At 73.5% G+C, this 23629-nt stretch carries 20 protein-coding genes and 1 pseudogene; 6 read left to right on the top strand and 15 right to left on the bottom strand.

Features of this window, described 5'->3' with window-relative positions; translation table 11 throughout:
• On the top strand, positions 1-1492 hold a 1492-nt coding region (gene nuoN / locus AB0O29_RS26625; protein WP_365155901.1), incomplete at its 5' end, for an NADH-quinone oxidoreductase subunit NuoN.
• Between the two features lie 64 nt (positions 1493-1556).
• On the opposite strand, the gene AB0O29_RS26620 is transcribed toward nuoN, so the two are convergent.
• From AB0O29_RS26620 to fahA, 9 genes are all read right to left on the bottom strand, one after another.
• On the bottom strand, positions 1557-2171 hold the full coding sequence (locus AB0O29_RS26620) for a hypothetical protein (RefSeq protein ID WP_365155898.1): 615 nt from the start codon (positions 2169-2171) through the stop codon (positions 1557-1559).
• A 96-nt stretch (positions 2172-2267) separates the two neighbouring features.
• Entirely contained in the window at positions 2268-2888 is a 621-nt protein-coding gene (locus AB0O29_RS26615) for a hypothetical protein (protein ID WP_365155896.1), read from the bottom strand.
• A 303-nt stretch (positions 2889-3191) separates the two neighbouring features.
• Positions 3192-5999 carry a fumarate reductase/succinate dehydrogenase flavoprotein subunit gene (locus tag AB0O29_RS26610; protein ID WP_365155893.1) on the bottom strand — a complete coding sequence of 936 codons (2808 nt, stop codon included), beginning with the start codon at positions 5997-5999 and terminating at the stop codon, positions 3192-3194.
• Positions 6000-6043: 44 nt separating this feature from the next.
• On the bottom strand, positions 6044-6781 hold the full coding sequence (locus AB0O29_RS26605; protein ID WP_365155890.1) for an ABC transporter ATP-binding protein: 738 nt from the start codon (positions 6779-6781) through the stop codon (positions 6044-6046).
• Positions 6778-7776, bottom strand: a complete 999-nt coding sequence (locus AB0O29_RS26600; protein ID WP_365155887.1) for an ABC transporter permease — start codon at positions 7774-7776, stop codon at positions 6778-6780. The genes AB0O29_RS26605 and AB0O29_RS26600 overlap by 4 nt, the downstream gene beginning before the upstream one ends.
• A complete protein-coding gene (locus AB0O29_RS26595) occupies positions 7773-9134 on the bottom strand; it encodes an ABC transporter substrate-binding protein (RefSeq protein WP_365155884.1) in 1362 nt (453 codons plus the stop codon). Before AB0O29_RS26595 ends, AB0O29_RS26600 begins: the two co-directional genes overlap by 4 nt.
• A gap of 14 nt (positions 9135-9148) precedes the next feature.
• Entirely contained in the window at positions 9149-9376 is a 228-nt protein-coding gene (locus tag AB0O29_RS26590) for a ferredoxin family protein (protein WP_365155881.1), read from the bottom strand.
• 44 nt (positions 9377-9420) lie between these two features.
• Entirely contained in the window at positions 9421-10191 is a 771-nt protein-coding gene (locus AB0O29_RS26585) for a GntR family transcriptional regulator (RefSeq protein WP_365155878.1), read from the bottom strand.
• A 139-nt stretch (positions 10192-10330) separates the two neighbouring features.
• Positions 10331-11557, bottom strand: a complete 1227-nt coding sequence (gene fahA / locus AB0O29_RS26580) for a fumarylacetoacetase (RefSeq protein WP_365155875.1) — start codon at positions 11555-11557, stop codon at positions 10331-10333.
• A 141-nt stretch (positions 11558-11698) separates the two neighbouring features.
• Between fahA and AB0O29_RS26575 the strand changes: the two genes are divergently transcribed.
• A complete protein-coding gene (locus AB0O29_RS26575; protein WP_365155872.1) occupies positions 11699-12505 on the top strand; it encodes an HAD family hydrolase in 807 nt (268 codons plus the stop codon).
• A gap of 37 nt (positions 12506-12542) precedes the next feature.
• Here AB0O29_RS26575 and AB0O29_RS26570 read toward each other — a convergent pair whose 3' ends face one another.
• Both AB0O29_RS26570 and AB0O29_RS26565 read right to left on the bottom strand, forming a co-directional pair.
• Entirely contained in the window at positions 12543-14543 is a 2001-nt protein-coding gene (locus tag AB0O29_RS26570; RefSeq protein WP_365155869.1) for a CocE/NonD family hydrolase, read from the bottom strand.
• Positions 14544-14575: 32 nt separating this feature from the next.
• Positions 14576-16099 carry a peptide MFS transporter gene (locus AB0O29_RS26565; protein ID WP_365155866.1) on the bottom strand — a complete coding sequence of 508 codons (1524 nt, stop codon included), beginning with the start codon at positions 16097-16099 and terminating at the stop codon, positions 14576-14578.
• Positions 16100-16319: 220 nt separating this feature from the next.
• On the opposite strand from AB0O29_RS26565, the gene AB0O29_RS26560 reads away from it, so the two are divergent.
• The 4 genes from AB0O29_RS26560 (at position 16320) to AB0O29_RS26545 (ending at position 19463) form a co-directional block, all read left to right on the top strand.
• Complete coding sequence (locus AB0O29_RS26560; RefSeq protein WP_365155863.1) at positions 16320-17330, top strand: polyprenyl synthetase family protein; 1011 nt, start codon at positions 16320-16322, stop codon at positions 17328-17330.
• A 226-nt stretch (positions 17331-17556) separates the two neighbouring features.
• Positions 17557-18756 (top strand): sigma-E factor regulatory protein RseB domain-containing protein, encoded by a 1200-nt coding sequence (locus AB0O29_RS26555; RefSeq protein WP_365155860.1) that lies wholly within the window; start codon positions 17557-17559, stop codon positions 18754-18756.
• A 117-nt stretch (positions 18757-18873) separates the two neighbouring features.
• Positions 18874-19077 (top strand): ribbon-helix-helix domain-containing protein, encoded by a 204-nt coding sequence (locus tag AB0O29_RS26550; RefSeq protein WP_344163314.1) that lies wholly within the window; start codon positions 18874-18876, stop codon positions 19075-19077.
• On the top strand, positions 19074-19463 hold the full coding sequence (locus tag AB0O29_RS26545) for a hypothetical protein (RefSeq protein ID WP_365155857.1): 390 nt from the start codon (positions 19074-19076) through the stop codon (positions 19461-19463). Before AB0O29_RS26550 ends, AB0O29_RS26545 begins: the two co-directional genes overlap by 4 nt.
• Here AB0O29_RS26545 and AB0O29_RS26540 read toward each other — a convergent pair.
• From AB0O29_RS26540 to AB0O29_RS26525, 4 genes and pseudogenes are all read right to left on the bottom strand, one after another.
• Positions 19453-20796 carry a M28 family metallopeptidase gene (locus AB0O29_RS26540; RefSeq protein WP_365155854.1) on the bottom strand — a complete coding sequence of 448 codons (1344 nt, stop codon included), beginning with the start codon at positions 20794-20796 and terminating at the stop codon, positions 19453-19455. The genes AB0O29_RS26545 and AB0O29_RS26540 overlap by 11 nt on opposite strands.
• Before the next feature lie 247 nt (positions 20797-21043).
• The gene (rarD, locus tag AB0O29_RS26535; RefSeq protein ID WP_365155851.1) at positions 21044-22015 is read right to left on the bottom strand and encodes an EamA family transporter RarD; all 972 of its coding nucleotides are present in this window, start codon (positions 22013-22015) and stop codon (positions 21044-21046) included.
• Positions 22016-22153: 138 nt separating this feature from the next.
• The gene (locus AB0O29_RS26530) at positions 22154-23008 is read right to left on the bottom strand and encodes an SDR family oxidoreductase (RefSeq protein WP_365155848.1); all 855 of its coding nucleotides are present in this window, start codon (positions 23006-23008) and stop codon (positions 22154-22156) included.
• Between the two features lie 163 nt (positions 23009-23171).
• Positions 23172-23629: pseudogene (locus tag AB0O29_RS26525) on the bottom strand (2-oxoacid:ferredoxin oxidoreductase subunit beta); the annotation flags it as partial.

The raw sequence follows: 23629 nt of genomic DNA, 5'->3' as shown, positions 1-23629 counted from the left end.
GTCCCGCTACTACGTCCAGGTGTTCCTCGCCGTCGCCTCCCTCGCCGCGGCCTTCGCGGCGGTCGTCGGCCTCGCCGCCGGCGGGTACGGCGGCACCAAGGCGCACGTCGCGGCCATGGGCGCCATCGCCGTCGACGGCCCGGCGCTGTTCCTCCAGGGCACCATCCTGCTGGCCTCGGTCGTGGCCGTGTTCACCTTCGCCGAGCGCCGCCTCGACCCCAAGGCGCACGGCAACCGGGTGGACTCCTTCGCCGCCCAGGCCGCGTCCGTACCGGGCAGCGACAGCGAGAAGGCCGCCGTCAAGGCCGGGTTCACCACCACCGAGGTGTTCCCGCTGGCCCTGTTCGCGGTCTCCGGGATGCTGATCTTCCCGGCGGCCAACGACCTGCTGACCCTGTTCATCGCGCTGGAGGTCTTCTCCCTCCCGCTGTACCTGCTCTGCGCCGTCGCCCGTCGCCAGCGGCTGATGTCGCAGGAGGCGGCCGTCAAGTACTTCCTGCTCGGCGCCTTCTCCTCGGCGTTCCTGCTCTTCGGCATCGCCCTGCTCTACGGCTACGCCGGCTCCGTCTCCTACGCCGCCATCGCGGACGTGGTCGACGGCACCGTCGCCACCGTCGACCCGGCGCTGGCCTCCACCATGGGCAACGACGCGCTGCTCCTGATCGGCGGCGCGCTGATCCTGATGGGCCTGCTCTTCAAGGTCGGCGCGGTCCCCTTCCACATGTGGACCCCGGACGTCTACCAGGGCGCCCCCACCCCCGTGACCGGCTTCATGGCGGCCGCGACCAAGGTGGCCGCCTTCGGCGCCCTGCTGCGCCTGCTCTACGTGGTCCTGCCCGGGCTGCGCTGGGACTGGCGGCCGGTGATGTGGGGCGTCGCGATCGTCACCATGCTCGCGGGCGCGGTGATCGCCGTGACGCAGACCGACGTGAAGCGGCTGCTGGCGTACTCCTCGATCGCGCACGCCGGGTTCATCCTGGCCGGTGTGATCGCCACGTCGGAGGAGGGCGTCAAGTCCGTCCTCTTCTACCTGGGCGCCTACTCCTTCGTGACGATCGGCGCGTTCGCCGTGGTCACGCTGGTGCGCGACGCGGGCGGCGAGGCCACGCACCTGTCGAAGTGGGCCGGGCTCGGGCGGCGTTCGCCGCTCACCGCGGCCGTGTTCGCGGTGTTCCTGCTGGCCTTCGCCGGCATTCCGCTGACGTCCGGCTTCGCCGGGAAGTTCGCCGTGTTCAAGGCGGCCGCCGAGGGCGGGGCCGGGGCGCTGGTCGTCGTCGGTGTGATCTCCTCGGCGATCGCCGCGTTCTTCTACATCCGGGTGATCGTGCTGATGTTCTTCAGCGAGCCCAAGGCCGACGGGCCGACGGTGGCGGTGCCCTCGCCGCTGACGATGACCACCATCGCGGTCGGCGTCGCCGTCACCCTGGTGCTGGGCCTGGCGCCGCAGTACTTCCTGGACCTGGCCGGACACGCGAGCACCTTCGTGCGCTGACCCCGTCACAGGCCGAGGGCCCGGTTCCCCGCGGGGAGCCGGGCCCTCGTGCGTCCGGGCCGGTCTAGCCGTGGTGGGCGTGCGCCGGGTCGGGCTTCGTGGAGGCGGTGGTGCCGGGGCACTTCAGGGCGGTGTTCCAGTTGTGGAAGCGGCCCGCCGGGTTGTCCCGGTACGCCCACATGTGCAGGTCGTAGTGCTTGGGCATGCCCTCCCAGTGGCCGGGCATGGGCCCGTCGAAGGGCAGCCCGAACATGGTCGGCCGGTCGTCGGTGGTCTTCAGGTCCTGGTCCCGGTCGGCGGACATCCACTCCACCGTCTCCAGCCTGCGGCGGCCGTTGCGGTCCTTCTCCGTGCTGTAGAGGAGCGCGGTCGGGCGGGCGGGGTCCGTCGAACCCCAGTTGGACTCCTTGACGTAGTGGTAGCCCATGGCGCCCACCCCGAAGGGGTTGGTCATGCACTCCTTGCCGTGCGGTACGTAGCCGTCCTTGATCGCCTCCCGTTCGTCCACGTACTTGGCGGTCACCGCCATGGCCGTGGCCATGTCGCGCATCGCCTTCGCGTCGTGCGGGTCGGGCGCCGGACCGTCCACGGCGTGCGCCGGGGGCAGGGCCGCCAGGACGACGGAGGCGGCGGCGACGGCACAGGCGGACAGGGCCTTGAGGCCGCGGGCTGCGGGCATGGGAGCTCCTGGTGTTCGGGGGTCCCGGAGGGGCTGTCGTTCCACCATCCCGGCGGGGCGCGGGCCGTGCACGCGGCGGGCCGCCGAACGGGGGCCCTACGGGGAGGTGGCCGCGGGGGAGGGGGCGACGGCCGGGGCGACCGGGGTGGCCGGGCGGGGGCGGGTGGTGCCGGGGCGGCAGACCACGTTCGGGTTGAACGGCTCGAACCGCCCGGACGGGTTGTCCTTCCACAGCCACAGGTGCAGCGAGTAGTGCACCTTCTGTCCCTTGTAGCGGGCGGGCAGCGGGCCCTTGAAGGGCTCGCCGAAGAGGCTGGGGCGGTCGTCGTCGGTGTCGGTGCGGCCGTCCTTGTCGACGACCATCCATTCCAGGCCGACCAGGTTCCAGTGGCCCTTCCCGTCACCCTCGTAGAGCAGCGCGGTGGGCTTCGCCGGGTCCACGGAACCGTCGTAGGCGTGGTTGAAGTGCGGGTAACCCAGCGCGCCGGAGCCGCCGTTCGGGTTCACCACGCAGTACTGGTCGGGCACGTAGCCGGCGGCGACGCCGACGCCGTGCTGGTGGTACTTGGCGGTCGCCCGGTAGGCCAGGGCCAGTTGGGCGGAGGGCGTCAGCCGGGGCCTGGGCGCGCCGGCGGCCGCGGGCGCGGACGGCGCGGCCGCCAGGGTGGCGGCGGCCGCGAGGGCGAGGGGGAGCAGTCTGCCGGTACGAGGGGCCATGCAGGCAGCGTCACCGCCGCCCACGGGCCCCGCCACTCGGACGGCGCGCCCGGCGTAGGCACGCGGCGCCCGGTGCGGGCGGGTCGGGTGGTGTCCGGCGGGTCGGGTGGTGCGGGCGAGGGCCCAGGCCCGCCAGCGCGCGGCCGGCTTGCCGTGCCGGGCCGGCCGAGCGGTGCGGGCGGGCCCGGCGCCGCGCGGCGGGGAGCGGGGTGCGCCGGGCGGGCGGGGCCGCCGGGTCATGCGGGCGAGGGCCGGGGCCCGCCGGCGCGGGGCCTTGCCGGAAGCCCGCCGGGTGGGTGTGGGTCAGGCGGCGCGGCTCGCGTAGGCGCGGACGTCGGCGTCGGGGTCCTTCACCGCACCGGCCAGGGCCTCGCGGGCCGCCGGGGAATCGGTGTGGGCCAGCAGGGCCAGTACCGCCGCCTTGCGGACGTCCGCGTCGGGGTCGGCGGACAGGGCCGCGGTCAGCGCCGGCACGGCCGTCCCGGCGTCCGCCGCCGACAGCGCGGCCGCCGCCCCCGCGCGGACCTGCCAGGCGGGATCCGCCAGCGCCGCCGTGGCGGTGCCGGCGTACGGCGGGGGGCAGCCCGTGGCGGCCAGGGCCCCCAGCGCGGCCCCCCGCACCAGCGGGTCCGGGTCGTCCAGGAGCGGCGCCAGCGCGGCCCGCGTCCCGGTCCCCTCCCCGGCGACCGCCGCCAGCCCCTTCGCGACGGCCACCCGCACCTCGCGGGCCCCGTCCCCGGCGGCCGCCGCCAGCTCCCCGAGCGCGTCCACCGAGACCAGCGCCCGGACGGCCTGCACCCGGACTTCCGTATCGGGGTCGGCCAGCGACCGCGCGTACAGCGGGGCGTCGCCCAGCCGCAGCGCGCGCAGCCCCTCCAGCGCGGCCGCCCGCACCACCCGGTCGTCCACCGCCAGGGCCTCCTGCAGCCCGGCGTCCAGCTCCGCGTCGCCCGGCAGCACCTCCAGCAGCTCCCGCAGCGCGCCGGCGGCGGCGGCCCGTACGCCGGGATCCGCGTCCCGCAGCCGCCCGGCCAGCGCCGGCCCGGCCCCGCCCGGCACGGTCTCCCCGACGGCGGCGACGGCCGCCGCCCGCACGGCCGGATCCGGGTCGGTGAGGTAGCCGTGCAGCACCGCCAGCCCGGGCGCCTCCTCGGCGAGCGCGAGCACCTCCAGGATCCGCGGCGACCCGGACCCGGTGCCGGTGGCGGATCCGCCGCCCGAGCCCGAGCCGGTGTCCGCCTCCGAGCCGGTCCCGCCGGACCCGGTGCCGGAGCCGCCGCCCCCCACCCCCGCCGCGGGACCGCCCGGTGCCTGACCCCCGCGTGCCCTCGGGGCGGACTTCGTCGGGCCCGCCGTCGCCACGTCCAGGGGTTCGACCTCGCCCAGCGGTCGTGACGGGCCGCCCGGCGGGGCGAACTCCGGGACGGGGACCACGTACGGCTCCACCGGCCGGGCCGTGAACTCCATCCCGCCCGACGCCGACTTGCGCAGGTCCAGGTGGTACAGCCAGTCCGCGTCCGCCCGCTCCGGATGGTCGAGCCGCTCGTGGTACAGCCCCCAGCGGGACTCCGTGCGCGCCAGCGACGCCCGCGCCGCCATCTCCGCGCAGTCCCGGATGAAGGACACCTCCGCGCACCGCATCAGCTCGTGCGGGGTCAGCGCCCCCATCTCCTCGATCTCGCCGCTCATCCGGGTGAAGGCCTCCACGGCCAGCGACAGCTTCGCGCCCGACTTCGGCGGGGCCACGTAGTCGTTCACGAACCGCCGCAGCTTGTACTCCACCTGCTGCTGCGGAGGCCCGTCCGGATGCCGCAGCGGCCGGTACACCAGCTCGTGCGCCGCCGCCAGCTGATCCGCCGGCAGCTCGCCCTCGTACGCCGTGTACCGCGCCGCGTCCTCGCCCGCCAGATCGCCGAAGACGAACGCCCCGATCATGTAGTTGTGCGGTACGGAGGCCAGGTCACCGGCCGCGTACAGCCGGGGCACCGTGGTGCGGGCGTGGTCGTCCACCCGGACGCCCGACGCCGAGTGCCCGCCGCACAGCCCGATCTCCGAGATGTGCATCTCGACGTCGTGCGTGCGGTAGTCGTGCCCGCGCCCCGCGTGGAACGTGCCGCGCGTCGGCCGCTCCGTCGTGTGCAGGATCGACTCCAGCGCGGCCACCGACTCCTCGGGCAGGTGGCTGAGCTTGAGGTACACCGGGCCCCGGTCCGAGGCCAGTTCCGCCGCGAACTCGGCCATCATCTGCCCCGACCAGTAGTCGGAGTCCACGAACCGTTCGCCGTGCCGGTTGACCTGGTAGCCGCCGAAGGGGTTGGCGACGTACGCGCACGCCGGACCGTTGTAGTCCTTGATCAGCGGATTGATCTGGAAGCACTCGATCCCGGTCAGCGCCGCGCCCGCGTGGTACGCCATGGCGTAGCCGTCCCCGGCGTTGGTCGGGTTCTCGTACGTCCCGTACAGGTACCCGGAGGCCGGCAGTCCGAGCCGGCCGCAGGGGCCGGTCGCCAGGACCACCGCCCCGGCCCGCACCGTCACGAACGCCCCGGTACGGGTGTTGAAGGCCGCCGCCCCGATGGCCCGGCCGTCCTCCGGGGAGGTGAGGACCCGCACCGGCATCACCCGGTTCTCGATCCTGATCCGCTCGCGCATCTCGCGGCGGCGCAGCTGCCGGTAGAGCACCTTCTTGACGTCCTTGCCCTCCGGCATCGGCAGCACGTACGAGCCCGAGCGGTGGACCCGGCGCACCGCGTACTCGCCGTGCTCGTCCTTCTCGAACTTCACCCCGTACGACTCCAGCCGCCGCACCATCGCGAAGCCGCGGGTGGCGGTCTGGCGGACGGTGGACTGGTCGACGATCCCGTCGTTGGCGCGGGTGATCTCGGCGACGTAGTCGTCCGGTTCGGCCCGGCCGGGGATGACGGCGTTGTTGACCCCGTCCATGCCCATGGCGAGGGCGCCGGAGTGGCGGACGTGCGCCTTCTCCAGCAGCAGGACCCTGGCCCCGCGCTCGGCGGCGGTCAGCGCGGCCATCGTGCCGGCGGTGCCGCCGCCGATGACGAGGACGTCGCAGGAGAGTTCCTCGGCGTCGCCGATCGCGGGGATGTCCACGGTGTACTGCCTTCCAGAGGTCGGGGTCGGGGTCGGGTTCGGGGTCAGAGGGAGGAGAGGATGTGCGCGCGCAGCTCGGGGTGGGTGGCGGTGCGGTCGCGCGGGGCCGGTACGGGGAGCACCTCGCCGGTGGCCGGCAGGGCGATCCGGTCGCCCAGGTGGAGGGCCTCGTCCACGTCGTGGGTGACGAAGACGACGGTGGCCCCGGTACCGGCCAGGACGTCCACCAGCAGGTCCTGCATCCCGGCGCGGGTCTGGGCGTCGAGCGCGCCGAAGGGTTCGTCCATCAGGACGGCCCGGGGGCGGGCGGCGAGGGCCCGGGCCAGCTGGACGCGCTGGCGCTGGCCGCCGGACAGCTGGTGGGGGAGCTTGTGGGCGTGCGCCGCGAGGCCGACGCGCTCCAGCCAGTCGGCGGCGGTCCGGCGCCGTTCGGCGCGGGGGACCTTGCGGATCTGGAGGGGCAGTTCGACGTTGGCCCGTACGGTCCGCCAGGGCAGCAGGGCGTCGTCCTGGAACACCAGGGCCCGGTCGGGGCCGGGGCCGGTGACGGGGCGGCCGTCCTGTTCGACGGTGCCGGCCAGGGGCGGGAGCAGTCCGGCGAGGGTCCGCAGCAGGGTCGACTTGCCGCAGCCGGAGGGGCCGACGACGGCGAGCACCTCGCCGGGCTCGACGGTCAGGTCGACGGCGTCGAGGACCGGGCCGGTGGCGGGGTGGCCGAGGCGGGCTGCGCGCAGGGCGAGGGCCGCGCCGGTCCCCTCCTGGGTGGTGGTCGGGGTGGTCATGTCCGGGTACCTCCGGTGGTCGTGCCCTGCGGGGCCGGTCCCCTACCCGCCCTTCCGCCGTTCCCCGGGGCTTCGCCCCGGACCCCGTTCCGGCGCTCCGCGCCGGGTGCGCTCAATCGCCGCGCGGGCTCGAAGACGGCCCCGCCGGCGTTTGAGGCGCGGGGGTCCGGGGGCGTAGCCCCCGGGTTCGGGAAGGGGCGCCGGAGGGCGGGCGGCCCGGCCGGGGCGGTGGCCGGGCGGGGGAGCCAGGCGGTGAGGCGGTGGCCCAGGCGTTCCACCGCCGTGGCCGTGAGCCAGCCCAGCGCGCCGATCGTCGCCATGCCGACGAAGACCCCGGGATAGTCCACGACCGTGTAGTCCTGCCAGGTCCGGTACCCGACCCCGTACTCGCCCGAGATCATCTCCGCCGAGATCACGCAGATCCACGAGACCCCGATCCCCACCGACAGCCCGCCGAAGATCCCCGGCAGGGCCCCCGGCAGGACCACGGACAGCAGCACCCGCCACCGTCCGCCGCCCATCGTGAGCACCGCCTCCTCCCACACCGGGGACAGCGCCGCCACCGCGTGCCGGGTCGAGACCAGCACCGGGAAGAAGGCCGCCGCGCAGGTGATGAAGACGATGCCCTGCTCGTTCGAGGGGAACAGCAGGATCGCCACCGGCACCAGCGCGATCGCCGGGATCGGCCGGAGCACCTCCAGGACCGGCCCCACCAGGTCCGACACCAGCCGCGACCGTGCGATCGCCGTGCCCGTGGCCACGCCCAGGACGGCCGCCAGCGCGAAGCCCGTCACGATCCGGCGCAGACTGTCCGCCAGGTCCGTCCAGTACTCGCCCCGCTGCGCCCGCCGCACCAGCTCGGCCGCCACCTCCCCGGCCGTCGGGAACTGCTCGAACCGCAGCCACAGGTTCACGTCGAGGGAGGTCAGCGCCTGCCACAGCAGCAGCGCCGCCACGAGCGAACCCGCCCGCAGCAACCGCCGGCGGCCGGTCATCCGGCGAGCCCGGAGGCCTCGGCGTAGCTCACGATCCGCGCCCCGGAGCCCTGGTGCAGCCCGACGTACGCGCGGGCGCCCGCCGCCGTGACGAAGGCCCGCAGCTCGGCGCCCTCCGCGACCCACACGGCCCGGTCGGCGAACCAGAGGGTGCCCGTCACCGCGTCCGGTACGTACGCCGCCCGGACCTCCGCCCCGCGCGCCGCCCTGAGCAGCTCGCGCGGGGAGTCGTACGCCGTCGTGGTCTCCTGCCCCTTCAGCCACAGCTCCGGCCGGGCGGGCGCCGCGAGCGGGTACGCCGGGCCGCCCGCGGCCGCGAGGCGCTTCAGCGGCTCGGGGTCCACGAAGGCGTCCACGTCCACGTCGCCTACCAGCTTGGCGTCCTTCAACACGGACACGTCCTGCTTCAGCGCCCCGATCAGCTCCGGGCGCAGCGCCGGGTCGAAGGTGGCGATGCCGTTCGCCCCGTTGTAGAGGTAGACGGCCTCCGCCGGCAGGCCCGTCTCCTTGGCCACCGACTCGGCGGCGGGCACCGGCCGGGTGCGCAGGTAGTCCGTGGCCCGGCGCTGGGCGCGCAGGAAGTCGTCCAGCACCCCGGGCCGCTCGGTGGCGAACCTCTCCCGGACGGTGACCCCGTGGAAGGTCGGCAGGTTCAGCTCCGCCCCGTCGTACAGGGCCTTGGCCTTGCCCTCGAAGGCCAGCTGCCCCGGCCAGGCCACGAACTGCGAGAGCGCGTCCGCGCTGCCCGCCTGGAGGGCCGAAGCGCCCACGCTGGGCTGCTGGTTGAGCTTCTGGATGCCCTTCTCGGGGTCGATCCCGGCGCGCTGGAGGGCCCGTACGAGGGTGCCGTCGGCGGCGGAGCCCACGCTGGTGGACACCCTCTTGCCGCGCAGGTCGGCGAGCGACTCCAGTTTCGAATCCGGCGCGGTGACCACGGTGTTGAGGCCGCCGCGCAGGTTGTAGCCGGTGACGGAGACCAGGCGGGTGGGCTGCTTCAGCTCCTTGCCGCGGGCCGCGTTGATCAGGAGCGGGAAGTCGCCCATCGACCCGATGTCGATCTTCCCGGCGGTCATCTGGGCGGTGATGGGGGCGCCGGTGGCGTAGTCCTGCCAGTCCACCTTGTACGTGACCCCGTCGCGCCTGCCGCGCGCCGCCAGTTCCTCCTCGAAGTAGCCGAGGGAGCGCAGCAGGGTGCCGGCGGTGACGGTGTTGATGGTCTTGGACTGGTAGCCGACGGTCACGGTGACCGTCTTCGGGGCGCCGTCCGCGGCGGAGGCCCCGCCGCCGCAGGCCGTGGCCAGCGGGGCGAGCAGCAGGACGAGTGCGGGCGCGAGGGCCCTCGGACGCGGGACGCGCATGGTCTGGGGGCCTTTCACCGGAGCAGGTAGGGCATGTTGACGGTCACCGCGCCCGTGGGGCAGCGGGCGGCGCAGGGGCCGCAGTACCAGCACTCGTCGACGTGCATGTAGGCCGTGCCGTCGCTCTCGCGGATCGCGAGCGAGTCGAGCGGACACATGTCGACGCAGAGGGTGCATCCCTCGATGCACAGGGAGGCGTCGACGGTCACGGGCACGTCGGCGCGCTGGGGGACCACGGGCATGGCTGTCTCCGGGAAGGGGGGGGGAAGGGGGCTGCTCGGGGGCGTCAGACGGCGCGGCGCAGCAGGCCGCTCATGGTGATCCGGTCGCCGCGGAAGCGGATGAACTCCAGGTCCACGGGCCGCCCGTCGGCGAGGTGGGTGAGCCGCTCCAGCATCAGGACGGCGGCGCCGCGCGGAGCCTGGAGGACGGCGGCGGAGTGCGCGTCGGCGTTGACGGCCTCCACGGTGATCTCGGCGTGGCCGAGGGGCTGGCCGGTGAGCCGTTCCAGCAGCCGGAACACGTCGGTGTGCTCCAGGTCGCAGTCGGGCAGCCCGGCGCCGACGTCCAGGGGGACGTACGTCAGGTCGAGGGAGAGCGGCAGGCCGTTCAGCCGGCGCAGCCGCTCGATGTAGAGCACGTCGGAGTGCTCGGGCAGGCCCAGGCGGCGGGCGACGGGGGCGGGGGCGCGGACGGGGCCCGCCGTACGGACCTCGTTGGTGACCTCGCCGTGCTCGTGCAGGGTCTCGGCCAGGCCCTGGAGCCGGTCCAGGCCGTGCGGGTACTTCTCGCAGACGACGACGGTCCCGACCCCCGGGCGGCGCTCCACGAGGCGCTCGCCGCGCAGCAGGTCGAGGGCCTGGCGGACGGTGTTGCGGCCGGCGCCGTAGTCGGCGGCGAGGACGTCCTCCAGGGGGAGGGTCCCGCCGGGGTAGCCGCCGGACAGGATCTGGTGGCGCAGCAGGTCGGCGAGCTGGCGCGCCTGGTCCGCGCGCAGCCGCCGGCGGCGCGCGGCGGCGACCGGGGCGGTGTGCGGGGAGGTCCGTTCGGCTGGCATGGCAGGGAACGTACCGGCGGTGCGGGGTGAGTGGTGTTGCAGCGGTATTGCGCCACCGACGGGCCCGAATGCAGCGCTGTGACCTGCGGTTTCGGCGGGGTGGTGGGAAGATCCGCCACCCCGCCGCTCAGCTGGTGGACTAGCGGGTGCCCACGATGCGGCCGGTGACCTCGCCGAGGCCGACGCGGGTGCCGTCCGGGCCGGGGGCCCAGGCGGTCAGGGTGACGGTGTCCCCGTCCTCCAGGAAGGTGCGCTTGCCGTCGGCGAGCTCGATCGCGTCGCGGCCGTTCCAGGTGAGCTCCAGCAGCGAACCGCGCTGGTCCACCTCCGGGCCGCTGACGGTGCCGGAGCCGAACACGTCGCCGGTGCGCAGGGAGGCGCCGTTGACCGTCATGTGGGCCAGCTGCTGGGCGGCCGTCCAGTACATGGAGGCGAACGGCGGCCGGGCCACCTCCTGCCCGTTGATGGACACGGTGATGTGCAGGTCGAAGCCGCCGGGGCGGTCGGTGGCGGAGTCGTCCAGGTAGGGCAGCAGCGGGAAGTCCCGGGCGGGCGGGGCCACCCGGGCCGCGTCCAGGGCCTCCAGGGGGGTCACCCAGGCGGAGACGGAGGTGGCGAAGGACTTGCCGAGGAACGGGCCGAGGGGCACGTACTCCCAGGCCTGGACGTCGCGCGCCGACCAGTCGTTGAGGAGGAACAGCCCGAAGACGTGCTCCTCGAAGTCGCCGAGGCCCACCGGGCGGCCCAGCTCCGAGGGGGTGCCGACGACGAAGCCGACCTCGGCCTCGATGTCCAGCTTGACCGACGGGCCGAAGACGGGCGCCGGGTCGGCGGGCGCCTTGCGCTGGCCGGAGGGGCGCACGACGTCGGTGCCGGAGACGACGATCGTCCCGGAACGGCCGTGGTAACCGATCGGCAGGTGCTTCCAGTTCGGGGTGAGCGCGTCGCCGTCGGGGCGGAAGATGCGGCCGACGTTGGTGGCGTGGTGCTCGCTCGCGTAGAAGTCGACGTAGTCGGCGACCTCGTACGGCAGGTGCAGCTCGACCCCGTCCAGCGGCAGCAGGTGCGGCTCGACCGTCGCGCGGTGGCCCGGGTCGGTGACCCAGGCGGTCAGCGCGCGGCGCACGTCGCGCCAGGCGGTGCGGCCGGCGGCCAGCAGCGGGTTGAGGGAACCCTGGGCGAGCAGCCCGGCGTACGGGGAGCCGAGCGCGACGGCCACGGCCCCCGCGTCGAGCACGTACCCGCCGATCCGCACGCCGACCCGGCGGCGCTCCGGCTCCCCCGGGGTGGAGAAGACGCCGTAGGGGAGGTTGTGCGGCCCGAACGGGTCGCCCTCGGGAACATCGAGGGGGCTCTGCTGGGGCATGGGGTACTGCCTCGCTTTCGACGCGGTCCGGGGGTGTCCCGGGGGCTGGCTGACACGTTACGTGGCGCATGGGGTCTGTGGGAGGCCGGATTCGGGCGCTATTTGTAGGACTTGTCCAAGGGGGTCCGTATCCTTGGCGCCGTGACTTCCGCCCTCCCCTATGCCTTGATCGCCACCGACCTGGACGGGACTCTGCTGCGCGCCGGTGACACCGTCTCCGCCCGCTCGTGCACGGCGCTCGCGACGGCGCGCACGGCCGGCGCCCGCCACATCGTCGTCACCGGCCGCCCGGTCCCCCAGATCCGGCACGTCCTGGATGACCTTGGGTATACGGGGCTCGCGGTGTGCGGGCAGGGCGCCCAGGTGTACGACGCGGCGCGCGGACTGCTGCTGCACTCCGTCTCCATGGACCGGGGGCTGGCCGAGGTGGCCCTCGGCAAGATCGAGGCGGAGATCGGCGAGGTGTACACGGCGGTCAACCAGGAGGGCCTGGACGCGGAGATGCTGATAGGGCCCGGCTACCGGATGTGGCACCCGCACCTGCCGACGGTCCGGGTGCCGAAGCGGGGGGACCTGTGGTCGGCCCCGATCACCAAGGTCCTGCTCCAGCACCCGAGGCTGGACGACGACGAGCTGACCCGGGTGGCGCGCGCGGTGGTCGGCGACCTGGTGAACGTCACCATGGCGGGCGAGCACACGGTCGAACTCCAGCCGCCGGGCATCGACAAGGCGAGCGGCCTGGCCCGGGCGGCGGAGGCGCTGGGGGTGGGCCCGTCGTCGACGATCGCCTTCGGCGACATGCCGAACGACGTCCCGATGTTCACCTGGGCGGGGTACGGGGTGGCGATGGCGAACTCGCACCGCGAACTGGTGGCCGTGGCGGACGAGGTGACCCTGTCGAACGAGGCGGACGGCATCGCGGTGGTACTGGAGCGGCTCTACGGGTGAGGCCCGCCCCCGACCCCTCGCGGGGAGACGGCGGGTCTCACCCCGCCGCCCTCGGCAGGCGGCGCTGCCAGGTGCGGTGGTAGAGGGTTTCCGCGCCCTCGCGGCAGACGACCTCGTTCGACGTGGTGAAGCCGCCCTCGTCGCAGGAGATCTCCGAGCGGGTCTCGATCCGGACGTCCCAGCCCAGGTCCGGGCGGTGGAGGCGGATCCGCCAGTCGGAGCGGGTGCGGGCGGAGAGGGGGTCCGACTGCTGGATCTCGTACCGCTCGGCCGCCTCCTCGCCGTACTCCAGCCCGTCCGGGTAGATCCGGGTGCCCCCGTAGCGGGGGTCGACCTCCAGGCGCCAGGTGCCGCGCGCGACGTCGCGTACGACCAGGCGTTCCGGGCGCGGGTCGTCCAGGGTGGCGGGGTACGAGACGCCCAGCGGCTCCGCCTGTTCCGGGGCTTCGAAGACGATCCCCTCGGAGGTCCGGGAGGCCGTGCGGACGGGGAGTTCCAGGGTGCTGCCCGCCGGGTCGACGGTCCAGCCGGCCTGGGAGCCGGCCCGGGGCCAGATCCACGGCCAGTACGCGGAGGAGAGCGAGAGGCGGATCCGGTGGCCGGGCGGGAAGCGGTGGCCGATGCCGTTGAGCTCGAAGGTGACGTCCTCCCAGGCGCCGGCGGGCCACGGCACCGCCCGCTCCCGCCCCTGCCGGGCGGAGAGGTTAAGCACGCCCCGGGTCACCAGGGTCGAGGCGCCGTCCGGGGCCACGTCGCACAGGCGGGCCGCGACCTGGCCGTACGGGACGTCCATCCGCAGCCGCAGGGTGACCGACGGGCGGCCCAGGACCTCCACCGGCTCGGCCGGCACGGGGAACTCGAAGCAGGCCGACTTCGCGTCCTCCTCCCGCTGGTCCGGCGGCAGGTCGGCGTCGTTGCCGAAGGGGAAGAAGCGTCCGGCGTCCATCCCGGTGTGCTGCGGCGAGGCCACGGTCACCGGCGCGCCCTGGAGGCCGTACGAGACGGGGACGACCGAGGGGGACGGCCAGGTCCGCTCGGCGACCCAGCGGCCCGGGAGTTCCCCGTACGTGGTCGCCGGGGGGTGCGAGTCGCTGATCCAGGCGCGCAGCAGCGGTTCGTCCATGACGCCGTCGTCCTCGCCCTTCAGCCAGTGGTCCCACCAGCGCAGGGTCTCCTGGAGGAAGCCGATCGCCGGGCCGGGGGGCAGGCCCCGGTCCGGGTACTGGTGCGACCACGGGCCGATCAGGCCCCGCACCCGGCCCGGGGGCAGGGCGGAGACCAGGCGCAGCACCGTGTCCCGGTAGGGGTCGTGCCAGCCGCCCACGGCGAGGACGGCCGCGCGGACGGCCCCGTAGTCCTCGCAGACGCTGCCGTGGCGCCAGTAGTCGTCGCGGGTCTGGTGCGCGAGCCAGGTGTGGATCAGCGGTTCCAGGCCCTCCAGCCGGTCCAGCCACCGCTCCCGCCAGCCGTCGCCGGCGTACAGCGGGTCCGGCGGGCGGGCGGCGAAGGCGAGCATGGTGGCCGACCAGGCGTGCATGTCGACGGCCAGGACCGAGCCGCCCATGTAGTGCACGTCGTTGTCGAAGCGGTCGTCGGTGGAGCAGACGGTGACCACCGCCTTGAGGGCCTCCGGCGCGAGGGCGGCGATCTGGAGGCTGTTGAAGCCGCCCCAGGAGATCCCGAACATGCCGACCGCGCCCGTGCACCAGGGCCGCGCCGCCAGCCACTCCACCACCGCGACCCCGTCGGCGAGCTCGCGCGCGTCGTACTCGTCGCCGGGGCGGCCCCCGCTGCACCCGTGGCCGCGCACGTCCACCCGTACGGAGGCGTAGCCGTGTCCGGCGTACCAGGGGTGGCGCTGCCGGTCGCGGGGGGAGGTCCAGTCGGTCAGCCGGTAGGGGAGGTACTCCAGCAGGGCCGGGACGGGCTCGTCCGTGACCGGGCGCCAGATCCGGGCGTACAGCTCCACCCCGTCGGGCATCGGGATCCGGACATCCTCGTGGACGGTCGCGTAGGGGAACTCGGTGCGGATGATCATGGGGGTTCGGTCACGCTCCCTCGGTGGACGCCTCAGTGGACGGGGTGCATCGTGCGGCGCAGCCAGGGCGCCGCCGCGATCACGGCCAGGCCCGCCGCGACCGCGACGGCTCCGTTCACGCCGAAGTAGACGGGGGTGGACACGTGGCCGTAGACCTTGACCACCTGGGCCTGGATGCCGTTGGCGAGGGCCAGCGAGAGGAACCACAGGGCCATGGTCTGGCCGGCGTACGCCGAGGGCGCGAGCTTGGTGGTGGCCGACATCCCGGAGGTCTCCAGCAGGACGTCACCCAGACCGAGCAGCAGGTACGAGCCGATGATCCACCACGCGGCCATCGTGAATCCGCCGTCCGCGCCGTGCCCGGAGGTGGGGAGGACCATGAGGAGGAAGGAGAGGCCGCCCAGGACCACCCCGATGGCGATCTTGTTGGAGGCGTGCGGCTGGCGGCGCCCCATCCGCACCCACAGTCCGGCGACCACCGGCGCCAGGGCCACCTCGAAGGCGCCGAGCGCCGAGGCGTACCAGCCGGCGGGGAAGTGGAAGCCGAGGATCTCGGTCCGGGCGTTCGTCGAGGCCAGCAGCATCATGGTCGAGTAGGCCTGGAAGAGGATGAAGTTGAAGGCGACCGAGGCCAGGAAGAGCACCGCGTACGGGCGCAGCCGCCCGCGTTCGGCGGCCGTGACGCGCGGGCTGCGGAACATGACGGTGAAGTAGACCACCGGGGCGATCACCGAGACGAGGGTGAGCAGGTCCACGAACCGGGGCATCGTCAACCAGCCGATGGCCGCCAGAAGGGTGGCGAGCGCGGCGAGCGCGAGCCCCCCGGCGATGATCCGCCGGACGGCCGTCCGCTTCGCTTCGGGGGCCAGGGCGTACGGGGCGGAGCCGTCGCGTCCGGGCAGCCGGCGGCGGCCGAGGACGTACTGGGCGAGGCCGGCGGTCATGCCGACGGCGGCGGCGGAGAAGCCCCAGTGCCAGCCCTGGTGCTCGCCGAGCCAGCCGGTGATCAGGGGTCCGGCGAAGGCGCCGGTGTTGATGGCCATGTAGTAGAGGGCGAATCCGGCGTCGCGCCGGTCGTCGTCCGTCCGGTACAGCCGGCCGACCATGCTGGCCACGTTGGGCTTGAGCAGGCCGGTGCCGGCGCTGATCAGCCCGAGCCCGGTCCAGGTCATGGCGGCGGTGGGCACGGCCATGGCGTAGTGGCCGCAGGCGATGAGGACGCCGCCCCACAGGACGGCGCGGTAGGAGCCGAGGATCCGGTCGGCGAGCCAGCCGCCGGCCACGGAGACGAGGTAGACCATGGTCCCGTAGGCGGCGGAGACGGAGGCGGCGGTGCCCGGGTCCATGCCCAGGCCGCCGTGGGCCACCGCGTCGGCGAAGTAGAGGACGAGGATGGCCTGCATGCCCAGGAAGGAGAAGCGCTCCCAGACCTCCAGCCCGGAGAGCACGGCCAGGCCCCGGGGGTGCCCCAGGAAGCCGCGGTCGTCCTCGGGGGGCGAGGGCGGGGACGGATCGGCCCCCGGTTCCCCGGGCCCGTCCATGTCGGTCGTCGTCATTCTGGACAAAACAGATTCTCCGGTTGTTTCGGCTCTCACTGAACATACCGGTGCGCATCGGGCGGTGCGCGCGTGTCTCCCGGAGGACCGCCGGACCGCTGCCGGGCAGGTGCTCTGCGTGATCGAAAACAGACCCGATACGCTGGCTTGAGTGATGGCAGCGACACATTGACAATCCATGTGATCGTCATCGGATCGTCAGCAGACAGGAGTACCCCTCGTGACCGTCGTCGGGCCGTTCGGACTGAGCGTGCGGGACCAGGCTCTTGAGGCCGATGTCCAGGCCGGACTGGCCGCTGTCGAAGCGGGTCTGCTGGAGGCCACCAAGAGCGAAGTCCCCTTCATCACCGAGGCCGCGCAGCATCTGGTGCGCGCCGGGGGCAAGCGGTTCAGGCCGCTGCTGGTGATGCTCGCGGCGCAGTTCGGTGACCCCTACGCGCCCGGCATCGTGCCCTCCGCGGTGGTCGTGGAGCTCACCCACCTGGCCACGCTCTACCACGACGACGTCATGGACGAGGCGGACGTCCGCCGCGGGGTGGAGAGCGCGAACGCCCGCTGGGGCAACTCGGTGGCGGTCCTGACGGGTGACTTCCTGTTCGCCCGTGCGTCGCACATCCTCGCGGACCTCGGGCCCGAGGCGGTGCGCATCCAGGCGGAGGCCTTCGAGCGGCTGGTGACGGGCCAGATCCTGGAGACGGCCGGTCCGCGCGACGGCCGCGACCCCGTCGCGCACTACCTGGACGTCATCGCCGGCAAGACCGGCTCGCTGATCGCCGTCTCCGGCCGCTTCGGCGCGCTGATGTCCGGGGCCGACGAGTCGGTGGTCGACATCCTGACCCAGTACGGCGAGCGCCTCGGCACCGCCTTCCAGCTGGCCGACGACGTCCTCGACATCGCCTCCGACTCGCACGAGTCGGGCAAGACCCCGGGCACCGACCTGCGCGAGGGCATCCCGACGCTGCCCGTGCTGCTGCTGCGGGAAACGGCCGAGCGCGAGGGCCGCGAGGAGGACCTGGAGCTCGTCCGCCTCCTGGACGGGGACCTGACGGACGACGCCCGGCACGCCGAGGTGCTCTCCCGGCTGCGGGTGCACCCCGCGCTGGAGCAGGCCCGCCGCGACACCATCCAGTACGCGCAGGACGCGCGCGCCATGCTCGCCCCGCTGCCGGACTGCTTCGCGAAGTCGGCCCTGGAGGAGCTGTGCGACGCGGTGGTCCACCGCGCGGGCTGAGCCCCGCCGAGGCAACCGCGGAACGGGCCCCCCTGCCCCCGCGACCCCTACGGGTCGGGGGAGGGGGGCCCTTCCCGTGTCATCCCACGGTCGTACGCGGAGTTGATCCCGGGGACTGACGCCCCGCGCCCGCCGTTTTGGTCAGATGGATCCATCGAAACCCCACCGGATCGGGTGAGTGCGGCGACAACGGTCGCCGCCCTGGACAAGAGGGCAGGGCTCAGAGATGGCAGCGAACACGAAGACCTCGCGCAAGGCCGCGCGGTACGCCGTACCGGTCGCGGTGGCGGGGGTCGCGGCGGCGACGGTCGCGATGGTCCCGGCCTTCGCCAACGCCGGCGGCCCGGACCTGCCCAAGGTGACGGCGCAGCAGCTGATCGAGAAGGTCGCGGCCTCCGACACGCAGCAGCTCTCCGGCAGCGCCAGGATCACCACCGACCTGGGCCTGCCCAGCCTGGCCACCGGGCTGCTGGGCGGCGCGGGCGTGACGGGCGGCTCCGCCAACCCCGAGGACAAGATCGCGCAGCTGGCCAACGGCACGCACACCCTGCGCGTCGCGGCGGACGGCCCGGACCGCCAGAAGCTCACGGTCCTGGACGGCAAGGACGAGTACACCCTCGTCCACAACGGCAACGACGTCTGGGGCTACGACAGCAAGTCGAACGAGGCCTTCCACGACAAGTCCGACCGCGCCGGCCAGGACCACAAGACGGGCGACCGGCTCGCCGCCTCCCCGCAGCAGGTCGCCCAGGAGATCCTCAAGAACGCCGGTCCGACCACCGACATCAGCGTGGGCGACACCGCGCAGATCGCCGGCCGCGACGCCTACCAGCTGGTGCTGAAGCCCAAGCAGTCCGGCTCCACCGTCGGGTCGGTCCAGATCGCGGTCGACGCCAAGAACGGCGTGCCGCTGCGGGTCCAGCTGCTGTCCAGCCAGGGCGGCAAGCCGATCGTCGACGCGGGCTTCACCCAGATCGACTTCGGCAAGCCGGCCGCCGACTCCTTCACCTTCACCGCGCCCAAGGGCGCGAAGGTCACCGAGGGTTCGCACCCGGGCCTGGCAGGCAAGGACGCCAAGGACGACGAGCGGTTCAAGGCGCTGGAGTCCCTGCCCGGCTTCGGCGGGCTGGCCGGCGGGGAGCACGGCAAGGGAGACGTGAAGGTCCTCGGCGAGGGCTGGTCGACGGTCGCGCGGATCGACTCCGGCGCGGGCAAGAGCCTCAAGGACGTCGAGAACGACAAGAACACCCCCAAGGAGGCCAAGCAGTTCCTGAACTCCCTCGGGGACAAGGTCCACGGGAAGTTCGGCGAGGGCCGGATCCTGTCGACCCGCCTGGTCAACGCCCTGATCACGGACGACGGCAAGGTCTACGTCGGCGCGGTCACCAAGGACCAGCTGGTGAAGACGGCCGACTCCGCCAAGTAGCCGGTCCGGCCGGCCGGCGGCCGGCGCGGCGACGGGGGTGGCCCGGGACGTGTGTCCCGGGCCACCCCTGTGCCGTTCCCCTCCTGCGTACAGCGCGGCCGCTGTACCGTGAGGGCCATGTCGAGACACGTCACCATCCGCCTGGACGAGGAGTTCCACGACCGGCTCAAGGCGCGCGCGGCGGCGCTGGGGACGACGGTCACCGCGCTGATCACCGAGGTCACCGAGCGCGAACTCGACGAGGACCGGAAGAACTTCCTCTCCGGGATAGAGGAGTTCGCGGACCACTGGGGCTACTTCCAGGAGCGGTTCGGCAATTGAAGATCACCATGGAGTGGGCCTGGACCGCGCTGGCCCACCATCTGCCCTCGGATCCCGCCGTGTGGGACCCCTCCGGGGTGGCCGCGGCCGTCGCCCGGCACCAGAACGACCTGGTGCTGGTGCCCGAGCAGCCCGCCCCCGACACCGCGTGGCGGGCCGCCGCGTTCCTGCACACCCTCGCCGTCTGCCCGGCGCTGGAATCCCCGATGAACGAGTTCTACGCGGCCGCCGCCACCCGCTCGTACCTGCGGGTGGCCGGTGCGCGGCAGCTCCCCTCGCCGGAGGAGCTCGGGGACCTCGTGGAGGACGCGAAGCTGGGCCGCGCGGACGTCGCCGCGGTGGCGGAGCAGCTCCGCGCCCTCATCGAGGAACCCGTCAGAAGGTGATCTTCCAGCTGTTGATGTAGCCGGTGTCCTGCGCCGCCACGTCCTTGACCTGGAGCTTCCAGACCCCGTTGGCCACCTCGCTCGACGCGTTCACCGTGTAGCTCGCGACCACGTTGTCGGCCGAGTCCGAGCTGGAGGAGTTCTTCAGCCGGTACGCCGTGCCGTCCGGGGCGATCAGGTCGATCACCAGGTCACCGCGGTAGGTGTGGACGATGTTCACGTCGACCTTGGTGGTGGCCGGGGCGTTGCCGCTCACGCCGGAGACCGTGACGGGCGAGGTCGCCGCGGCGCCGGGGGAGTCCGGGATGTTCACGTCGGCGGTGTTCTCGAAGGACTGCCCGGGCGGGACCGGGGTGCCGGCGCCGAGGTTCCAGATCGCGTAGGCGATGGCGTCGGAGTTGCGGTCCAGGACGGTGTCGTTGATGTTCGCCGTGGTGTCGCAGGAGGCGTGGTAGCAGGCGTCGAAGGCCTTGCCGGAGGTGCCGCCCCACTTCTGGGCCTGCGCCGCCGTCTTGGTGTAGTCGGCGCCGGAGAACAGGCCGCCGACGGGGACGCCCGCGTTCTTGAACGGCGCGTGGTCGGAGCGGCCGTCGCCCTCGGTCTCGATCTCCGTGGGTATGTTCAGGCCCGCGAAGTACGTCTTGAAGGTCTGCTCGATGGTCGGGTCGTCGTCGTAGACGAAGTAGCCCGGGTTCGGCGAGCCGATCATGTCGAAGTTCAGGTAGCCGGAGATCTTCGACTTCTCCGCCGCCGGCAGGCTGTTCACGTAGTACTGCGAGCCGACCAGGCCCAGCTCCTCCGCGCCCCACCAGCCGAAGCGCAGGTGCTTGGTGGGCTGGAGCTGCGCGCGCGAGACGGCCAGCGCCGTCTCCAGCACGGCCGCCGAGCCGGAGCCGTTGTCGTTGATGCCGGGGCCGGCGGTCACCGAGTCCAGGTGGGAGCCGGTCATCAGGACCGAGTTCGGGTCCCCGCCCGGCCAGTCGGCGATCAGGTTGTAGCCGGTGGCGCCGCTGGAGGTGAAGGTCTGGAGGGTGGTGGTGAAGCCGGCCGCGTCCAGCTTGCCCTTCACGTAGTCGATCGAGGCCTTGTAGCCGGCCCGGCCGTGGGCGCGGTTGCCGCCGTTGGCGGTGGCGATCGACTGGAACTGCGACAGGTGCGCCTTGACGTTGGCCAGCGGGATGTCGGGCGGCGTCGGCGCGGCGGCGAGGGCGGCGGGCACGGCGGCCGCGGGCTGCGAGGGCGCGGCGAGCGCGGCGGGGGCGGTGGAGGCGAACAGCCCGGCGACCGCGATCGCGGTCACGGCGGTCAGGCGCCGGGAGACGGACAGGCTCATGTGGGGGCTCCGGGATTCCGTGGGGGATGAACCGTCGGGGAATGGGACGGAACGTGTGGGAATCGTGCAGGTGAGCGTTAGTGCGTCAGTGCGAGCCTGATGTTCAGCGAGAGCATGACTGACCGTCAAGAGCGCAATCCGGTCAGAGTCGTTCGGAATGCGGACGATCCCCGGTACGGGGGTCCGTACCGGGGATCGTCGGGGCGTAAGGGACGGCCGGGGCCGCGCCGGGGGAGCGGGGGAGCGGTTACGCGGGCTCGCGGCTCGGCGCCGGTGCGGCGGTGGCCTCCGCGGCGGCCGCCGCCTGGGCCCCGGCGCCGGCCAGCCGGGCCCGGGAGCGGCGGGCGGTCCGCAGCGCGTCCCAGGTCAGCAGGACCAGCGCGACCCAGACCAGGCCGAAGCCCGCCCAGCGCTCGGGCGGCATCTCCTCGTGGAAGTAGACGACGCCCAGGGCGAACTGGAACACCGGCGCCAGGTACTGGAGCAGCCCCAGCGTGGACAGCGGCACCCGGATCGCGGCGGCGCCGAAGCAGATCAGCGGGATCGCGGTGACCAGCCCCGTCGAGGCCAGCAGCGCGGAGTGCCCGAGCCCCTGTGAGGTGAAGGTGGAGCGGCCCTCCATCCCCAGCCACAGCAGGTAGCCGAGGGCGGGCAGGAACAGCAGAGCCGTCTCGGCGGTCAGCGACTCCAGGCCGCCCATGGCGAGCTTCTTCTTGATCAGGCCGTAGGTGGCGAAGGAGCAGGCCAGCGCCAGCGAGATCCACGGCGGCCTCCCGTAGCCCACGGCCAGCACCACGACGGCGGCCAGGCCCACCCCGACGGCCGCCCACTGGACCCGGCGCAGCCGCTCGCCGAGCACCAGCACGCCGAGCGCGATGGTGACGAGCGGGTTGATGAAGTAGCCGAGGCTGGCCTCCACCACGTGGCCGTTGTTGACCGACCAGATGTACAGGCCCCAGTTCACGCTGATCACGGACGCGGCCAGCGCGGTCAGCCCCAGCTTGCGGGGCTGGCGCACCAGCTCGGCCATCCAGCTCCAGCGGCGCAGCGCGAGGAGCGCCACCGCGACCACGGCCAGCGACCACACCATGCGGTGGGCCAGGATCTCGATCGCCCCGGACGGCATCAGGAGGGGCCAGAACAGGGGGACCAGCCCCCACATCCCGTACGCGCCGAATCCGTAGAGCAGACCCGTGCGCTGCTCGTTCTCCGCCTTCACGGGACCTCCAGTGCTACTTCCGGCCAATCTCACAACCTCACGACGGTATCGCCGCGCGGGGCTGCTGTCATGCCCGTTCGGTGGAGATACTCATGACATTGCGGAACGGTGCCGGGCCGCCCCGGAGCCGTCGCGGGCTCAGGCGAGGGCGGCGGTGATGGCCTCGGCGACCGGGGTCGTCGGCCGTCCGATCAGCCGCGCCAGGTCGCCGCTGGTCCCGGCCAGCCGGCCGCGCGAGATCGCCGCGTCCACGTCGACGAGGATCGCCGCGAACCCCTCGGGCACCCCGGCGCCCGTCAGGACGGTCAGGTGGGCGTCGCCCGGCAGCCCCGAGTACGCGACCTCGCGCCCGGACTGCCGCGCCACCTCGGCGGCGTACTCGGCCAGGCTCCAGGCGGTGTCCCCGGAGAGCTCGTAGACCCGGCCCAGGTGGCCCTCGCCGGTCAGCACCGCGGCGGCCGCCGCCGCGTAGTCGGCCCGCGCGGCCGAGGCGACCCGGCCCTCGCCGGCGCTGCCGACGACCGCGCCGTGCTCCAGGACGGAGGCCAGCTGGGCGGTGTAGTTCTCGTGGTACCAGCCGTTGCGCAGGAAGGTGTAGGGCAGGCCGGAGTCGAGGATGGCCCGCTCGGTGGTCTTGTGCTCGGCCGCCAGCTCGAAGTCCGCCTCGGGCCCGCCGAGGATCCCGGTGTAGGCGAGCTGGGCGACCCCGGCCGCCTTCGCCGCCTCGATCACGGCGGTGTGCTGCGGGACGCGGCGCCCGACCTCGCTGCCGGAGATCAGCAGTACCCGGTCGCCGGCGCGGAAGGCGCCGTCCAGGCTCGCGGGGTCGTCGTAGTCGCCGACCCGTACCTCGATCCCGCGCGCTGCCAGGTCGGCGGCCTTCTCCTCGCTGCGCACGAGGACGGCCAGCTCGGTGGCGGGGACCCGGGCCAGCAGCTCCTCGACGACGAGGCGGCCGAGGGATCCGGTGGCTCCGGTGACGACGATGCTCATGATGCGCTCCTGTGGTGGGTGCGGGTGCTCCACTATCGTACAGAAAGCGCTAACTTTTAGAAAGTGCCCGATCGGGGGCGGATTGATCGGCGGCGGACATGGCGGAGCCCGGACCCCGTGGAACGGGATCCGGGCTCGTGTGCCGTCGTGGGGCAGCGCCGGCTCAGCCGACCACGGTCCAGGTGTCGCTGCCGGTCAGCAGCGTCGCCAGGTCCCCCTTGCCCCGCTGGTCGACCGCGGTCTCCAGCTGCTCGGCCATGAGGGTGTCGTAGACGGGCCGCTCGACGCTGCGGAAGACGCCGATGGGCGTCCGGTGCAGGGTGTCGGGGTCGGCGAGGCGTGAGAGCGCGAAGGCGGTGGTGGGGGTGGTGGCGTGGGCGTCGTGGACGAGGATGCGCGACTCGTTCTCCGCGGTGACGGCCACCACCTCCAGGTCCCCGGTCCGCTCGTTGCGGATGACGCCCTTGGCCAGATCGGCGCCGAAGCGGATCTGCTGCCCGTGCTCCAGGCGGATCACGGCCTCCTGGGCCTGGTCCTTGTCCTTGAGGGCTTCGAAGGCGCCGTCGTTGAAGATGTTGCAGTTCTGGTAGATCTCGACGAGGGCGGTGCCGGGGTGGTCGG

It is taken from the genome of Streptomyces sp. NPDC089915 (genome assembly GCF_040684675.1).
Classification (GTDB): domain Bacteria; phylum Actinomycetota; class Actinomycetes; order Streptomycetales; family Streptomycetaceae; genus Streptomyces.
This window is presented reverse-complemented; position numbering and strand designations above follow the sequence as displayed.

Bases quoted from the DNA above. Each gene is read 5' to 3' on its own strand.
- AB0O29_RS26620 (WP_365155898.1), bottom strand. From the start codon at position 2,171: ATGCCCGCAGCCCGCGGCCTCAAGGCCCTGTCCGCCTGTGCCGTCGCC.
- AB0O29_RS26615 (WP_365155896.1), bottom strand. From the start codon at position 2,888: ATGGCCCCTCGTACCGGCAGACTGCTCCCCCTCGCCCTCGCGGCCGCC.
- AB0O29_RS26605 (WP_365155890.1), bottom strand. From the start codon at position 6,781: ATGACCACCCCGACCACCACCCAGGAGGGGACCGGCGCGGCCCTCGCC.
- AB0O29_RS26600 (WP_365155887.1), bottom strand. From the start codon at position 7,776: ATGACCGGCCGCCGGCGGTTGCTGCGGGCGGGTTCGCTCGTGGCGGCG.
- AB0O29_RS26595 (WP_365155884.1), bottom strand. From the start codon at position 9,134: ATGCGCGTCCCGCGTCCGAGGGCCCTCGCGCCCGCACTCGTCCTGCTG.
- AB0O29_RS26590 (WP_365155881.1), bottom strand. From the start codon at position 9,376: ATGCCCGTGGTCCCCCAGCGCGCCGACGTGCCCGTGACCGTCGACGCC.
- AB0O29_RS26585 (WP_365155878.1), bottom strand. From the start codon at position 10,191: ATGCCAGCCGAACGGACCTCCCCGCACACCGCCCCGGTCGCCGCCGCG.
- fahA (WP_365155875.1), bottom strand. From the start codon at position 11,557: ATGCCCCAGCAGAGCCCCCTCGATGTTCCCGAGGGCGACCCGTTCGGG.
- AB0O29_RS26570 (WP_365155869.1), bottom strand. From the start codon at position 14,543: ATGATCATCCGCACCGAGTTCCCCTACGCGACCGTCCACGAGGATGTC.
- AB0O29_RS26565 (WP_365155866.1), bottom strand. From the start codon at position 16,099: ATGACGACGACCGACATGGACGGGCCCGGGGAACCGGGGGCCGATCCG.
- AB0O29_RS26555 (WP_365155860.1), top strand. From the start codon at position 17,557: ATGGCAGCGAACACGAAGACCTCGCGCAAGGCCGCGCGGTACGCCGTA.
- AB0O29_RS26550 (WP_344163314.1), top strand. From the start codon at position 18,874: ATGTCGAGACACGTCACCATCCGCCTGGACGAGGAGTTCCACGACCGG.
- AB0O29_RS26540 (WP_365155854.1), bottom strand. From the start codon at position 20,796: ATGAGCCTGTCCGTCTCCCGGCGCCTGACCGCCGTGACCGCGATCGCG.
- AB0O29_RS26530 (WP_365155848.1), bottom strand. From the start codon at position 23,008: ATGAGCATCGTCGTCACCGGAGCCACCGGATCCCTCGGCCGCCTCGTC.